Source organism: Neobacillus bataviensis LMG 21833 (assembly GCF_000307875.1).
GTDB classification, from domain to species: Bacteria; Bacillota; Bacilli; order Bacillales; family Cytobacillaceae; genus Neobacillus; species Neobacillus bataviensis.
Map to the genome: position 1 here is coordinate 23,245 of NZ_AJLS01000054.1, position 15,693 is coordinate 38,937.

At 36.2% G+C, this 15,693-nt stretch carries 12 protein-coding genes; 2 read left to right on the forward strand and 10 right to left on the reverse strand.

What is annotated here, in order from left to right; all coding sequences use genetic code 11:
* Nucleotides 1-84 precede the first annotated feature (84 nt).
* The 10 genes from gtfA to BABA_RS08010 form a co-directional block, all read right to left on the reverse strand.
* On the reverse strand, nt 85-1,545 hold the full coding sequence (gene gtfA / locus BABA_RS07965; RefSeq protein WP_007084645.1) for a sucrose phosphorylase: 1,461 nt from the start codon (nt 1,543-1,545) through the stop codon (nt 85-87).
* 3 nt (nt 1,546-1,548) lie between these two features.
* The gene (locus tag BABA_RS07970; protein WP_007084646.1) at nt 1,549-2,514 is read right to left on the reverse strand and encodes a carbohydrate kinase family protein; all 966 of its coding nucleotides are present in this window, start codon (nt 2,512-2,514) and stop codon (nt 1,549-1,551) included.
* A gap of 101 nt (nt 2,515-2,615) precedes the next feature.
* Nucleotides 2,616-4,298, reverse strand: coding sequence for a glycoside hydrolase family 13 protein (locus BABA_RS07975; RefSeq protein WP_007084647.1), 1,683 nt, complete (start codon nt 4,296-4,298; stop codon nt 2,616-2,618).
* A 13-nt stretch (nt 4,299-4,311) separates the two neighbouring features.
* The gene (locus tag BABA_RS07980) at nt 4,312-5,832 is read right to left on the reverse strand and encodes a glycoside hydrolase family 32 protein (RefSeq protein ID WP_007084648.1); all 1,521 of its coding nucleotides are present in this window, start codon (nt 5,830-5,832) and stop codon (nt 4,312-4,314) included.
* A complete protein-coding gene (locus BABA_RS07985) occupies nt 5,819-6,643 on the reverse strand; it encodes a carbohydrate ABC transporter permease (RefSeq protein WP_007084649.1) in 825 nt (274 codons plus the stop codon). Before BABA_RS07985 ends, BABA_RS07980 begins: the two co-directional genes overlap by 14 nt.
* Nucleotides 6,643-7,527 (reverse strand): carbohydrate ABC transporter permease, encoded by an 885-nt coding sequence (locus BABA_RS07990; protein ID WP_007084650.1) that lies wholly within the window; start codon nt 7,525-7,527, stop codon nt 6,643-6,645. The genes BABA_RS07985 and BABA_RS07990 overlap by 1 nt, the downstream gene beginning before the upstream one ends.
* Nucleotides 7,528-7,613: 86 nt before the next feature.
* Nucleotides 7,614-8,912, reverse strand: coding sequence for an ABC transporter substrate-binding protein (locus BABA_RS07995; protein WP_007084651.1), 1,299 nt, complete (start codon nt 8,910-8,912; stop codon nt 7,614-7,616).
* Between the two features lie 233 nt (nt 8,913-9,145).
* Nucleotides 9,146-10,129 carry a LacI family DNA-binding transcriptional regulator gene (locus BABA_RS08000; protein WP_007084652.1) on the reverse strand — a complete coding sequence of 328 codons (984 nt, stop codon included), beginning with the start codon at nt 10,127-10,129 and terminating at the stop codon, nt 9,146-9,148.
* A gap of 113 nt (nt 10,130-10,242) precedes the next feature.
* Nucleotides 10,243-11,817, reverse strand: coding sequence for a response regulator (locus BABA_RS08005; protein ID WP_007084653.1), 1,575 nt, complete (start codon nt 11,815-11,817; stop codon nt 10,243-10,245).
* The gene (locus BABA_RS08010) at nt 11,814-13,631 is read right to left on the reverse strand and encodes a sensor histidine kinase (RefSeq protein WP_007084654.1); all 1,818 of its coding nucleotides are present in this window, start codon (nt 13,629-13,631) and stop codon (nt 11,814-11,816) included. Before BABA_RS08010 ends, BABA_RS08005 begins: the two co-directional genes overlap by 4 nt.
* A gap of 292 nt (nt 13,632-13,923) precedes the next feature.
* On the opposite strand from BABA_RS08010, the gene BABA_RS08015 reads away from it, so the two are divergent.
* Nucleotides 13,924-14,850, forward strand: coding sequence for a carbohydrate ABC transporter permease (locus BABA_RS08015; protein ID WP_420805985.1), 927 nt, complete (start codon nt 13,924-13,926; stop codon nt 14,848-14,850).
* On the forward strand, nt 14,850-15,677 hold the full coding sequence (locus BABA_RS08020; protein WP_007084656.1) for a carbohydrate ABC transporter permease: 828 nt from the start codon (nt 14,850-14,852) through the stop codon (nt 15,675-15,677). The genes BABA_RS08015 and BABA_RS08020 overlap by 1 nt, the downstream gene beginning before the upstream one ends.
* Nucleotides 15,678-15,693 lie beyond the last annotated feature (16 nt).

Here is a 15,693-nt window from a genome sequence, read left to right on the forward strand (position 1 = left end):
AAAAATAAAAGAGACCCAAAAGGGTGAATTAATCCCTCTGGGTCAACATTACACTATTTGAAGGATTTCAAATAATCCAATATATTATACAAAATATTGAACTACCTGATCTTTATCGTCAAGATAATCAATTACCGATTTATTCGATTTAAGATCGATAAACAACGTACACCACTTTTCAGCCTGATGCCAAGAAAGGCGAATCTCATCATCGGAAGATTCTATAACTTTAAACTCCCCGTTAAAAGCATCATACTCATTTCTAAAGCGTATCAACTTTAACAAACGCTGGACAACATCTTTTTCAAGAGACTGTTCGATTTCATCAAGTGTGAAGTTGTGCCGGTTAATTTCACGGCCTTCCCCGGTTTTTTCAACATCGTTTTCCCCTGCAAGCAGTCCCACATAATACACTTGCGGCACGCCAGGTGCAAAAAATTGAATCGCTCTTGCCGCTATGTAAGCATCATCATCACAATTAAGCACGGAGTAGTAGGAACATCTGATTTGATGGACATCAAATCCATCCTTATCCTTGTGGTCTTCAGATAAAATAAGACTAAGGTTCGAACCTCTCTCTACACAAACATCAACTAATGCTTTTGCCTCTTTTGTATCAATCAAATCATCCATATCTGGTTTCACAGGAATCCCGTCATGACAGTCAAGCATCGTAAACTGCTTGTGCGGGCGTGTCTGAAGATAGTGACGAAGATCGCCGCTAGACTTATTAATCAATGTATCTAGAATTTGGTATGGCAAAATAAAATCATAGATCCAGCAGCCATGCTCAGCCAATTTATATTGGATTGAATAATGGGCATGCACCTCTGGTAACAGTTCAATGTCTAAAGAATGGGCTAGCTCCATAATCCAGTCAAGAAACTCATAGATTTCCGGTTCGACAAAAAAGCAGCTTGTACCAAGCTTTTTAATAATATATCCTACAGCATCCAGCCTGACGATTTTCACATTTTGCTCTTTGAAATTCATAAAAAAATCTGTAAGCAGCTGTTTTACTTTTTCTGATTTCACATCTAAATCAATTTGCTCAGAAGGATCTGTTTTACCAAACGTTGTCCATACCTTTTCCTCTATACCAGTTTCTTCTATCGTAAATGTGGAATAGGGTAATGGTCTGCGCAAGAACATTTTTTCAATATCTTCTTGTACCGGTTGCCCATCCTTCCAAAGCTTATCCAAAGTAATAAACAGATCGGCATACTTGGATCCACGGCCTTTTTTTAAGAAGTCCTGAAAGTATTCGGATTTCTGGGAAATATGATTCACCATTAAATCAACCAACACATCAAAGTTTTCTCCAATGGATCGTATATCTTCCCATGTACCGAAGCTCGGCTCAATTTCTAAATAGGTTAATGGAGCAAAACCTCGGTCACCCGATGAAGGAAAGGGCGGCAAAATATGAACTCCGCCTTTAAAAATATCCGAAAAATGCGTAAGAAGCACTTGATTAAGAGTCTTTAAATCTCCCCCTAGTGAATCTGGATACGTAATCAGCTGAACTTGATTCTTTACTGCCATTCCCTATTCCTCCTTTAAACCGTACATTTCTTTGATGACTTCTAGCGTCGGTAAATTGACCACTGCCCCGGTATATTTCAATTTATAGGCACTAACGGCAAAACCCAGTGATAACGCCTGTCTGATTGAATATCCTTTGACAACTGCTGCATAAAATCCCGACCAGAATGCGTCACCTGCACCTGTCGTATCCACTACCTCTGTGGCCAAGGTGTCCAATTTAAGCGTCTCTATTCCATTCGAGACAATCGCACCATCTTTACCTAACGTCATGATGACAAGTTTAGCGCCCAGCTGTAAAAATTTCTGCACTTGATTTTCATAGGTATCTTTTCCGAATAATCTTTCGGCATCATCTTCTGACGGCTTGATTATATCAACTTTGCTAATAATAGACTTCACGTATTCGACACCATCTTCACCCTTTTGCCATATCATCGGATGATAATTTGGATCAAAACATACAAGAATCTTATTCTCAGCTGCCACATCAAGCACTTTTTCAATTGTCTGACGAACTGGTTCCATCGAGATTGGCCAGCAGGAAAAGTGAACAATCTTGGAATTTAGCAAGGCTTCTTCGAGTTTAGAAGTATAAGCTAAATGGTAGTCAGCCCCTCGATAAAAGATCGGAACAGGTGTTAATTGACTCTTTGATACGACTACCATACTTGTCGAATAATCTACCTGCTGCACGCAGCCAGTATTTATTCCGGCATTACGCAAATAGCCGATTAAAAAGGTCCCTAATCCATCTTCACCAACAGCTGATGCAACAAGTGAATTTATTCCTAACCTCTTTACGTTCATACCAATATTAGAGGGTGATCCTCCGAAAAACTTTTTATACGAATTACACTCAAAATGGTCATCATAGTCATCAGATATCATATCTATGAGAAGTTCACCAACAGTTAAGATATCATTCCTTTTGTTATGAAATTCTAATTTATCGCTTAACTTAAACATACTAGTCCCTCAACTTTACTTCATTATAATATCTTCAAACCACTTAACGGTAAGTTAAATAAGCTGTTTAAAGCCTTACACAGTTTATTATTTTTTCTAACCTAGAAATTTGCTAAAACAAGGCTTTCATAGGGACGAAGTGTAACTCTTCCACCTTTTTCAAGCTTAACGTCTTCATAATTGTTCATTACAACTTCTGAAAATAGAGGAGAAACATTTACTTCCGCTAACTGATTATCAAAGTTCACAACTATAAGTATTTTCTCATCATCTAGTTGCCTTTGATAGGCAATGACATTTCCTTCACTAGCATTATCCGGAACAAACTCTCCGTAAACGATAGTTTCTTTATATTTACCTTTTCTTCTCATCGAAATCAATTCTTGATAAAAGGCTAATACTGACTGATCGTTATCCTCTTCTTCCGCTGCATTAATTTCTTTATAGTTCGGGTTTACTTTTAACCAAGTTGTATCAGCTTTCGAAAAGCCACCATTCTTGCTGGCATCCCACTGCATAGGTGTTCTGGAATTGTCACGGCTTCGACGAAACATACCTTCTAAGGCTTTCTCTTCACTAAAACCTGATAATAGTGCACGGTTATACTGGTCATGTGTCGCGATATCGTCATAATCTTCAATTGAATCCATTGGAATATTCGTCATCCCTAATTCTTGCCCTTGATAAACAAATGGGGTTCCTTGTAAGAACATGAACAATGTTCCAAGCATTTTTTTACTTGTCTTACTAATGTAATCTTCTGGAATATACTTATTAATTGATCGAGGATGATCATGATTTTCAAAATAAGTTGCTCCCCAACCAGCTTTCTGTGTCACTAATTGACAGTTAAATAATGCATCTCTTAATTCTGGGACTGTCCAATTGTATTGTTTATACCATTCCCCTGTTTCTGGCACATCAATATCGCTATGGGCAAAATCAAATACCATTGAAAAGTATCCATTTCCATCACCAATGTACTTAGGTAATAAATAATCGGGAACATTCGCTTCAGCGACAGTCATACTATTGTGTAATTTAAATGTCCTTTCATTTAATTCATTCAGCCATTCACCAATACCAGGTTGATTTAATATCCAATTGCCGATAAATACGTAACCATCTTCACCATCCGGTTCAAATCTGCCACTCTCAATTTTTTTCTTTATATTTAATATTGCATCAATCCGAAACCCACCAAGCCCTTTTTCTAACCAATAGTTCACCATTTTATAAAGTTCTTCTCTTACTTCTTCATTTTCCCAATTTAAGTCAGGTTGTTTCTTACTAAATGCATGTAAATAGTAGGTATTAGAATCGTCTCCTACTTTTTCCCAAGCAGAACCACCAAAGTAAGAACGCCAATTATTGGGAGGACCATCTTCTATTCCTTCTCTAAACACATAGTAATCTCGATATTTGCTATGCTTATCTTTCAAAGCTGCTTGAAACCACTCATGTTCATCTGAAGTATGATTAATGACTAAATCCATTAATAGTTTTATTCCTCTTTTGCCTGCTTCTTCAATTAATTCATCTAAATCTTCATCTGTGCCGAACATTGGGTCTACATGATAATAATCTGAAATATCATAGCCATTATCATCCATTGGTGATTTAAATACTGGACAGAGCCACAGGACATTCACGCCTAAGTTTTCCAAATAATCCAGACGATTAATAATCCCACGGATATCTCCAATTCCGTCCCCGTTGGAATCTTGGAAGCTTTTTGGGTAAATTTGATACACTACTGCTTCCTTCCACCATTTTTTCTTCATTCTATACTCTCCCTTATTTACCGCTTTTTCCTATATAATTTAGAATTTCTAGTGAAACAATTTCAACATTTCCCCCAGAAATCATTAATTTATTTATTTTTTCAAAAGGATAAATTCTTGAAGACATTGTATCCTTACCCCCATCTATAAATAGTTCTATACTTGAAACATCTAATAGGATATCAAGTTGCACATTGTCTGTTTCTGAACTTACTTTCACACGACGAGAATTCAATGGAGGGTTTTCTTTTCCAATAATCTTATGGCCCATTTGACTTCTGGAAAAAGTAACTTCATTCTCTTGTTTTGTATAATCAATTAACATATACTCTTCCTCTGTTGAGGAAAACTTTAGTGTGATATTGTCATTTTTCTTCATTATCACTTTTATGCGACAACAATCAGTAATGGAAAATAACTCATTATTCTCTATTGTATGTTCTTGCAAAAAAGTGTCCCGTTCGAAATAGTTATCTATTAAGGGGATCGGAACTTGGTACAGTTGCTTGTTTTTCAATTGTAGTTGTCTGGGAATAGTCATTGCCCCAGCCCATTTATGTCCTTCAGTATGTGTTGGAATATTTCGATCCCACATCTGCATCCAAGCGACTAATACTGGATTACCATCCTCTGAAATCGTAGTCTGAGCTGCATAAAAATCTAGCCCATGATCAATTTCGTTCATATCCTCCAGCAAAAATATACCTTTTTCCCAATCTATTTTACCTGTCACATATACACATGATGAAAGATTTTGAAAATCCTGAACATCAGATAGCAGTTCTATTGGAGAAAAAATGAGAACATCAGTCCCATCAATATGCACATAGTCAGGACATTCCCACATTCTCCCTTGCCCGTCCATCCCTTTTAATAATTCAGAAAAGAAGTTCCATTCGATTAGGTCCACCGATTTATACAGTAATAATAGAGGAGTACGATCTTGGGTACATGAAGCCACAATACAATAGTATTCATCATTTTTCTTAAAAATCTTAGGATCTCTAAAATCTATCGAACTTGCAAATTCTGGAACCTTTTCACTTGGTATAACAGGATTAAATGGATATTTTGTGAAGCTTACCCCGTCTTTTGAAAAAGCTACATTTTGATTTTGAACTACTTCTCCATCCGAATTTTTGTAACAACCCGTATATAGAATGTTCAAATCCTCATCTTTTTCTATTGCCGTTCCTGAAAAACATCCCATACTATCAAAAGAATCTTCTGGAGCAATCGCTACAGGCAAATGCTCCCAAGAGATTAGATCCTTTGTTATAGCATGACCCCAATGCATCGGTCCCCACACACTGTCATAAGGGTGATATTGATAGAACAAATGATAGTGACCTTGATAAAAGATAAAACCATTTGGGTCATTCATCCAGCCAATTTCCGGCATCAAATGATAATTCATCCGATACTGAGAATTTACCTTAGCTTTATTATTTCGTGTATACACTGTAGCTTTTTCAGCGGCATGGCATTTCATTGATGCTTCACCCCATTCAGTTTTGAAATTATTTAATACCACCGTCCATAACACCTTGAATAATTTGTTTTTGCATGATGAAATAGAAGATTAAAATTGGAATAATACACAGTACTAAGGCTGCCATTGCAATATTATAGTCAGCAGTATATTTACCAAAGAAATAGAAGGTAGACAACGGCAATGTTCTAATGTCATCTTTTACCAATACTAATGAAGGCAATAAGAAATCATTCCAAATCCAAAGTACATCTAGAATGGCAATCGTTGTTGTTGTAGGTTTTAGTAATGGAAAAACAACTTTAAAGAATACAGTAAACTTGCTTGCACCATCGATTATTGCTGCCTCTTCCAGTTCCACCGGAATATTCTTAATAAAGCCATGATACATAAATGTTGCCATACTAATACCAAATCCAAGGTAATAGAAAATTAGCATCTCTCTACTATTCAAAAGACCAAATTCTCCAAAAATAGAAACAAAAGGGATCATAATCGATTGAAATGGAATAATCATGGAAGCAATCATTAGCATTAATATAATTCCATTTATTTTCCATTTCCATCTAACCAAAAAATAAGCTAGTGTTGATGAGAAAAAAACAATTACTATTACCGAAACCGTTGTGACCAAAAGAGAATTAATGAAGGACGTTCCAAAATTCATTGTTTCAAAGGCAGATTTATAATTTTCTAGAGAAAAGACCTTAGGAATACTAATTGGATCTGCTACTACTTCTAATCTTTCTTTAAACGAATTGACAATAATCATTAAGAAAGGAAAAATGTACAAAACGAAAATTAGTGCACTAATAATCCATAAAGAGATTTTACTGAGATTCACTTTTTTCATTATGCTTCAACCTCCTTCTTTTTCATTACAACTACCTGGGTAATCGCGATTGCGGCAACGATTAGAAATAGAATAATAGCCTTCGCTTGACCTGTGCCGTAATTATGATATAAAAAGGCATCATTATATACATGCATGGAAATTAACTCGGTTGACCGGTATGGCCCGCCCTTTGTTAAGGAAAGGTTTGTATCATACACCATAAAGCTTCTTTGAAGTGTTAAGAAAATGCTGATTGTAAACGATGACACCATTAACGGCAGTTTAATCCTTGTTAGAATTCTCCATTTGCCGGCACCATCTAATGCTGCAGCCTCTAATAACGACTTAGGAATACCGGACAGACCTGCTATATAAATGAGCATCATATAACCTGAGTTTTGCCAGACACCGACAATGATTAATGACCATAATGCTGTTTTAGGGTCTGCAAGCCATGAACTGCTTAATAGTTCAATGTTAAATGCCGTACCAAAATAGACTAATACTTTTGAAAAAATAAATTGCCAGATAAAACCCAGTAACACCCCGCCAATTAAGTTTGGTGTGAAGAATCCCATTCGGAATGTATCTTGGCCTTTCATCCCACTGGTAACAATTAATGCTAAAGCAAAGGCAACAACGTTTGTAATGATTAAAGAGCCGATTGTATACTTGAAGGTTAGCAATAATGCATCCCAAAACTGTTGATCCTTGAAAGCATTTAAATAATTCTTTAATCCTACAAACTCAGTTGAAATCCCTGTACCTGTCGAGTTAGTAAAGGTCATATAAACACCGATAATAAACGGAATAAATACTACAGTTAAAAAGGCAAAAATAGGTATACCGCCAAAAGTGAGAAAAACTTTTATTTTATCTAATAAGTTTTTTTCTTGATACATTTTTTTATCCTCCTTTAAAATAAAGGCCCTAATAAGCAATAGCAGAAAAGCTGTCTTGCTAACTTTTCTGCTATAATAAAAGTCTATTATTTTTTCTTAGTGCTTAACCAATAGTCTTGTAATTCCTTTGTTAAGCCCTTTTTGTCGATTTTACCATCTAAATATTTTTGTAATGACGCGCCCATGGTTGGATACGCTTCAGCAGGATAGTAAGTATTCATCCATTCTAAAGTATCTCCAGAGCGTACATAATTAACAATAGCACTTGATAAAGGATCATCTAAAGTACCCTTAAAGTCTTTAGAAATTGGTAAGAATTTTAATTTATTCACATAGTAATCCTGTCCGGCTTTATCTTGATACATCCAAGTTAAAAAGTCCTTCGCACCTTGTTGTTGCGCTTTACTAGATTGATCTTTATCAATAACCCATGATTGTGGTACACCTACAGAAATCTGCGAGTTGCCGTATGCACCTTCATCATCCGAAATCGGTACAGGTAGAATGCCAAACTTTGCATCGGGATTAGCTTCAGCTAACTGTGGATAAGCCCAGTTTCCCATAAACCAGAAGCCAATATCTCCATTTGCCAATGCTAATGTAGACGTGTCATATTCAACAGCTAATGGATTTTTCTTAGCTTGATTGTAATCTTTCATTAAATCAAAAGTAGCTACCCAGTTATCATACGTTTTATTACCTTCTAATTTTTCATTTCCAGCAGCTACATTATTTAAAAAGTCATGGCGTTTAGAACTATCTTCTGACTGATCTGCAAATACTAAATTTGTAAAGTGAGCTCCTAATGACCAATCCATTGGGGAAATTTGAATAGCACGTTTACCTAACTTTTCAACTTTATCAAATACAGCTTTTAAATCTGATCTTGTTTTGATCGTAGTTGGATCAAACTTACCTCCTACGGCTTTATCTAACACATCTTTATTGTATAATAATCCAAAGGCCTCAATTGTAGCGGGGATTCCATAAATCTTTCCATCTACAGTTGTTGTATCAAGATAGACTTGATCAATCCCTTTAACAATATCCATATCTGACAAGTCTAGTAATTTATCAGACCAGTTTTCTAATTCAGCAGCTACTCCCATGTTAATCATGGTTGGTGCATTTTTAGATGCATATAATGAACTTAATTTTTCATTTACATTTTGTCCTGCTAACGGTAAAACTTTCACCGTATATTTTTCTTGACTGTCATTGTATGCTTTTACCATTTCATCTAATTCTTTAGCTACTTCTTCTTTACCGATAAGCAATGTCACTTCTGTCTTGTCCGACTTACTACCGTCAGATCCTCCGCAGCCTGCAAGAACACCAAGCATTAAACATAGTACTGCTACCAAACTAATTATTTTTTTCTTCATCTCTACTTTTCTCCCTTACAAATTTTTTAAAATACTTCAATATTAAGAAGATTATATTTAAACAAAAAGTAGCTCCCACATCAATATGTCAATCGTTTTCATAAACTACTAAAAAAATTTCTACTATATTTATTTTCAAATATACCTTTCTCATTTCTAAAAAAATTATATGTCAATCGTTTTCATATGTCAAACGTTTTCATACATTGTTCAAAAATTTATGTTAATCGTTTTCATGTTGTTTCTCTAATAATTAATGTTGTCCTTAGCTCTATTGGTTTAGGTGGATCTTCATCTAACAATTTGGATATTAATACATCAGCAGCATATTTCCCCATTTCCTTAATAGGCTGTCGGACAGTTGTTAGTGACGGATGAAGAACTTCTGCAATTGGCTGGTCATCAAAACCAACTACTGCTAAATCCTTGGGAATTTTAATTCCCAATTTGGGCGCTTCACTGATAATTCCTGCCCCAACTTCATCTCCGTTTGCAAATACAGCATCTGGCATCTTCTCTTTTAATGCAACAATATCATGGAGAGTCCGCTGACCATCTTTAATATTTAGTCTATATGAAAAATAATAATCTTCATCAAATTCAAGATTATACTCTGATAATGCTTGTAAATATCCTTCATACCTGTGGTCATTTTTGTGATAATTTGACCCAGTGCAGTAAGCAATTTTCCGATAGCCTTTTTCAAGTAAATGTTTAATTGCTTCATAAGTCGCTTGCTTTTCATCTATATGAATAATTGGAAGCTTTTCATTACCTATATAACGATTACACATTACGATTCTTCCATCCAATAGGTATTTTTTTATGATTTCCGTATCATTTTCAGTATTTGTCATAAGGATGCCATCTAATTGCTTTTTTTTAAGCATATCAATAAATGTCAATTCCCTCTTTGGATCCTCTAGGGTTTGCAAAACTACAACCTGAAATCCTCTTTCATAGGCTTCTCTCTCAATTGCATCAACTAAATAAGCAAAAAATGGATTCGTGATATAAGAGATTACAACACCTATAAGTTTAGTACTTTTCCCCCTTAATTGCTGGGCAACGCTATTAGGGTAAAAATCCATCTCTTCCATCGTATCAAAAATCAACTTTTTTGTTTTATCAGATACATATGGATGATTGTTTAATGCCCTTGAGATTGTCGTAATAGACAGTCCTGTTTTTTTGGCAACATCTGCAATTGTAGCCATGCCTTATCTTCCTTCCCTTAGTTAAGTAAAAATAATATAACAATAATACTAATTCTATTTCAAGAACATCATTTGTAAAAGACCTTTTATTTTAAATTGAGATATCTTCGGTGTTAATTTGCCCGGTACTCATTCGGTGTAACACCGACCACCTTCTTAAACACCTTGCGAAAATACTTATCGTCTTGATACCCAATCATATTTGCGATGTCATAGATTTTCATTTCGCTATTTTTCAATAAAGTTTTTGCCCGTTCCATGCGAATATTGACAATATAATCGGAGATGTTTATATTGAACTCCTGTTTAAACTTCCTCGATATATATTCTCTGCTTATGTAAAAATGATTCGATATTTCCTGCAATTTCACATCACGGTCAAAATTGGCTTGTAGATATTTTTCAATTTCAACAATCACATTACTATTTTTCTGGCTTGCTTTCTGTTTTACTCTTTTTAAAAAGAAGGAAATTTCCTGTTTGATTCTTTTTATATAATCATCCAAAAGAAAGGTGCCGTTTTTGTCAAAAAATCCGTCAATTCGTCTTTCAATCTCTTCTACAGCCTTTATGGAAATGTCATATTTCTTATACCATTGATGGCTGATCACCAAATATTCATTTTCGAAATGAAGCAGCTGCTTCAGGGATAAATAATGGTTTTCCGTATAATCGCCTGTAATTTGCTCAATCAATTCTTCAAATGCTCCGATTTCATTTGCTTGTACTGCTAGCTCAATATCGGAAGAATAAGACATCAAACTTTTTAGCGTTTCCCCAGGCAGTATATCCTGTCGATATACTCGGCTCTCCGTTTGCTCCAACAGATTACCATTTAACAAAACCTGCTTTGCATGCTGATAAGAGTCCATTAATTTTGTACGTTTATCAATTGCTTTTCCAATTGCTATTGGGCAAAAAACATGAATGACCTGTTTAATTGTCTTGTAGATTTGCGCTAACAGTTCCTCCATACGTTCAAACTGATTCCAGAAGATGATAACAATTTCGCCCTTACTAGCCAAATAACGAAAACCAATTCCACATTCGTTTTCCAACAATAATTCATTAATGATGTTCAAGATGGTAAAGTACGCTAAGTCCCTGTCACCATTTAACGCCATACTCGCCATACGATTAATCCTGACTAATGCAACTGTATAATGGAGCGATGGAAGAAAACCGAATTCCTCATACAAATCTTCCTCAATACTTTCACTAGTAATAAGCTGAGTCAGCTTTCGATCACGGTAAACAGGCTTCATCTCATTGATTAATTGGGCGCTGCTCGCCTTTCTCTCTCGATCCGCTTCTTCCTTCTTCCATTCCTTAACCGCCTTTTCCAATGTAAGATTTAAAATCTCTGGATCAACAGGCTTTAATAGATAGTCCAAACTCCCGAAATGGATGGCCTTCCGCATATAATAGTAGTCATCGTAGCCAGTCACAACAATCGTTTTACTAGTAGGTTGGTTTTCTTTAATCCATTCTAACAGCAGCGTTCCATCCATTTTCGGCATTTTCATATCTGAAAAAATGATCTGCGGCCTAAAGGTTTGAATCAGCCCAATCGCCTCTTCGCCATTCGCCGCCTCATAAATTTCTGTGACTCCGTTCCGCTCCCATTCTCCAAGGAGCTTAATTCCTTCGCGCACATGTTTTTCATCATCGACAATTAAAACTCTCATGAATGCTCCACCTCTTTTTGCATTACATTGGGAATCCAGATTTTAACCGTAAAGCCTTCCTCCGCGCTTTCGAAAGAAATGGCAGCTTTAGTGCCATAATAAATCTGCAGACGGTCATAGATGTTTTTTAACCCGATGGATTCTCTATGCTTCCCTTCTAGAATACGCCCCTCAAACAATTCTTGGCGGATTCCATCCAATTGCTCTTCTGATACTCCGATTCCATTGTCATTGACACTGATACAAACCATATCTTCATCGTTTATGGTTGCCCCAATATGAATCACTGCTTTTTCAATCTGTTGATCAAACCCATGCTTAAAACAATTTTCCACAATTGGCTGAAGTATCATTTTCGGGACGAGAATCGCTTCAACTTCTTTTTCAACATTTATATGAAAGTCGAGCTGCTCATCAAAACGCTGTTTTTGTAAGGAAAGATATGCCTTAACATGCTTGATTTCTTTTTCGAACGGAACGATATCTTCCTTCATATTCATACTGTATCTCATGATATTTGATAATGAGGTCAGTAACGAATACACCGGGACTGCCTGCATTTTAAGCGCCAATGTGCCAATCGATTGAAAGGCATTATATAAAAAGTGCGGATTGATTTGCGATTGCAACACCCTCAACTGTGAGGATTTATTTTCAAGTTCTAGTTTATATTCACGTAAAATTAATTCATTGATTTGATTAATCATTCGTATAAAATGGCGGCCGAGCATGCCGATTTCATCTGTTCCTAATGAGTCAAAATCAGCCTCAAACTCACCCTTTTCTACTTTTTTCATATTACTAATCAATACTTTAATCGGAGCTGTAATCTTAAATGAGATGACCATGGTGGCTAATAAGACAACCACAAGTGTAACTAGCCCAATAAATATATTCATTAGCGCTGTTTGTCGGGCACTTTGATATAAGACATTATAAGGAATGCGTTTTACAATATTCCAATTCTTATACGGTTCGGAAAATCTTTGATAAACAATAACGCCTGAAAATTGTTTATCCTTCCACTCGATACTTTTTCCATTAAGCGGTCTCTGCTTCACATCTTTGTACCACTTTTCGTCGTTCTTAGTTCCAATGTCTTTTTCATTTGAAGAATAAATAATTGTTCCGTTATCATCCATTATGTAAAGATCTTCTACATCTTTTGTGTATAATCGGCCGGCAATTGCACTTATTTTTGAAAGGTTAATATCAATCGACAAAAGCCCTAAAAAATGGTCTGACGGAAGGTCGATTAAGGAATTATGGAAGCTTAACACATTCTTCTTCTGGGAATTAGGAATGACTGATTGCTGATTATAACTATAAATTTCATGCGGCGGCTGAATCACCGAAAAATCATCAGAATGATGTAACCGGGCATAGTAGGGATTTGAAAAGATATTCTCATACTTCCCCCTGCCGCTAATTCTTGAATGATAATTAGTATAAGAATCCTTTCCCTTATCAATATAAATATGCATTTGTTCAATTTCAGGACGAGAGTTAAATAAATAGGCTAGTGCCCTGCGCACCTCTTCCTGATTGTTAATATAGTCCTGCGAGATGCCATCTCTCATCACACTCATAAAAGGAGTATAGCGGTAAAGTACCGAAGACATTTGCGCAACATCGTCTAAATACACGGTAAGCTCTTCTTCCCCTTTTTCAATCAGTTCATGATTGGTCGAAACAAATCGCTTATTAAGAGACGTAGTCGTTTGATAATACGTAATAGCGATGGAAGTTCCAAAAGGGAGAACCGTTGCTGCTATTAAAAAAATGATTAATTTTTTTCGAATGCTCCAGCCCATATTTCATCGGTTAGTGTTCATCATGAGTGAATTATGACTAACCTTCCTCCCCTTGCTCAACATTTTTCAGTGATGTTCCTCCTAAAAAGGAGATTTCCCTTATAGTATCATAACTTAACAAAGCCTTTCATATAGAGAGGGGAATATTGTGATTCTTAAAGACAGTTCAATATTTTCCACCCTTTTGGTCAATGTAAGCCGTTTCATAATTTTCTAAAATCCCTAAAATTAAGTTATAGGAGGTGCAGTCGTGAATAACCAAAGTAAAGTAGAGACCGTAGAACATACGGCCATAAATCAACGAACAATCACAAATAGCAAAGAATCGGTTACCTTAAAGAATAAGAAGAAACTGAAAGATGCAGGGTTATTCGCCCTATTTGTTGGACCGGTCTTTCTTGCCTTCACCCTGATAGTCCTAGTCCCTTTCTTTACAGGTATTTATTATTCCTTTACGGACTGGAATGGAATTACTGGAGACATCAAATGGGTTGGACTAGATAACTTTAAATACTTATTTACCGAGGACAAGCAATTTCAGCAGTCCTTCCTACTTACAACCAAATATACAGTAGTAGCTATTATTTTAACGAATGTGATTGGATTTGGATTAGCCTTGCTAGTGACACAGAAGTTGAAAGCAAGTAACATTTTGCGAACAGTTTTCTTCATGCCGAACATGGTCGGCGGGTTGTTACTAGGATTTATCTGGCAGTTCATTTTTGTAAAAGGATTTGCCTCCCTTGGAGAGCTAACCGGAATTCCCTTTTTCGAGTTAGCATGGTTAGGAGACGCAAAGACTGCATTCTGGGGAATTGTGATTGTTAGTGTGTGGCAGGGTGCAGGCTATATCATGATTATCTATATTGCTGCATTGCAAAACGTTCCACAGGAATTAATCGAAGCGGCGAAAATAGACGGGGCAAACAGATGGCAGATTTTACGCCACATCACGATGCCACTCGTAGCACCAGCCGTAACGATCTGTTTATTCTTAACAACAGCTTCATCCTTTAAAATTTTCGATGCAAACCTATCGTTAACGAACGGTGGTCCATTTAAATCAACCGAAATGTTAGCGCTTAACATTTATACCGAAGCATTCGTCAATAACCGTTACGGTATTGGTGAAGCAAAAGCATTAATTTTCTTCATCGTTGTGGCAGCAATTACCGTCCTTCAAGTAACGATTTCGAAGAAGAGGGAGGTTGAATCCTAATGGGAAACAAGTATACAAGCAAGACATTTATTGGTGAAATCTTTGCCATCCTGCTTGGTCTTGTCTTTTTAGTTCCATTCTATTATTTGATTACAAACTCCTTGAAACCGTTCGCCGAGATTTTAACGAACACATCAGCATTACCAAAAGTATTGATGTTGGATAACTATGTGAACGCTTTTGAAAAATTAGATTATCTAAAGGTTTTTACAAATTCATTGATTATCACCGTTGTGAGTAATGTTGTCTTGGTGATCTTTTGCTCCATGGCAGCGTACATGCTGGTTCGAACAAAAAAGAAAATCAGCAATATTATTTTCATGACCTTCGTTGCGGCGATGATCATTCCGTTTCAATCGATTATGATTCCGCTCATTAAAACAGCAGGTAACTTGGGAATGTTAAACAGTATTTGGGGCCTTGTCATCATGTACCTTGGTTTCGGTTCCGGAATGACCATCTTCCTATATCATGGGTTTGTCAAAGGAATTCCTGTAGAACTTGAAGAAGCCGCCATTATTGATGGTTGTTCACGGTTTGGCGTGTTCTGGAGAATTGTGTTTCCATTACTAAAACCAATCACTGTTACCATTGTCATCCTGAACAGCTTATGGATTTGGAATGACTACCTATTACCATCATTAGTCTTACAGGATCCTGGATTAAGAACGATTCCATTGGCAACGTTCTTCTTCTTTGGCCAGTATACAAAACAATGGGATTTAGCACTGGCAGCACTTGTTCTTGGTATCATACCTTTGTTAATTTTCTTCTTCTCGATGCAAAAACACATTATCAAGGGTATAACTAGCGGTTCAATAAAGTAAGTAATTTTATGTTGGG

Excerpts from the sequence above, each read along its gene's own strand:
- gtfA (WP_007084645.1), bottom strand. The coding sequence starts at position 1,545 with ATGGCAGTAAAGAATCAAGTTCAGCTGATTACGTATCCAGATTCACTA.
- BABA_RS07970 (WP_007084646.1), bottom strand. The coding sequence starts at position 2,514 with ATGTTTAAGTTAAGCGATAAATTAGAATTTCATAACAAAAGGAATGAT.
- BABA_RS07975 (WP_007084647.1), bottom strand. The coding sequence starts at position 4,298 with ATGAAGAAAAAATGGTGGAAGGAAGCAGTAGTGTATCAAATTTACCCA.
- BABA_RS07985 (WP_007084649.1), bottom strand. The coding sequence starts at position 6,643 with ATGAAAAAAGTGAATCTCAGTAAAATCTCTTTATGGATTATTAGTGCA.
- BABA_RS07990 (WP_007084650.1), bottom strand. The coding sequence starts at position 7,527 with ATGTATCAAGAAAAAAACTTATTAGATAAAATAAAAGTTTTTCTCACT.
- BABA_RS07995 (WP_007084651.1), bottom strand. The coding sequence starts at position 8,912 with ATGAAGAAAAAAATAATTAGTTTGGTAGCAGTACTATGTTTAATGCTT.
- BABA_RS08000 (WP_007084652.1), bottom strand. The coding sequence starts at position 10,129 with ATGGCTACAATTGCAGATGTTGCCAAAAAAACAGGACTGTCTATTACG.
- BABA_RS08005 (WP_007084653.1), bottom strand. The coding sequence starts at position 11,817 with ATGAGAGTTTTAATTGTCGATGATGAAAAACATGTGCGCGAAGGAATT.
- BABA_RS08010 (WP_007084654.1), bottom strand. The coding sequence starts at position 13,631 with ATGGGCTGGAGCATTCGAAAAAAATTAATCATTTTTTTAATAGCAGCA.
- BABA_RS08020 (WP_007084656.1), top strand. The coding sequence starts at position 14,850 with ATGGGAAACAAGTATACAAGCAAGACATTTATTGGTGAAATCTTTGCC.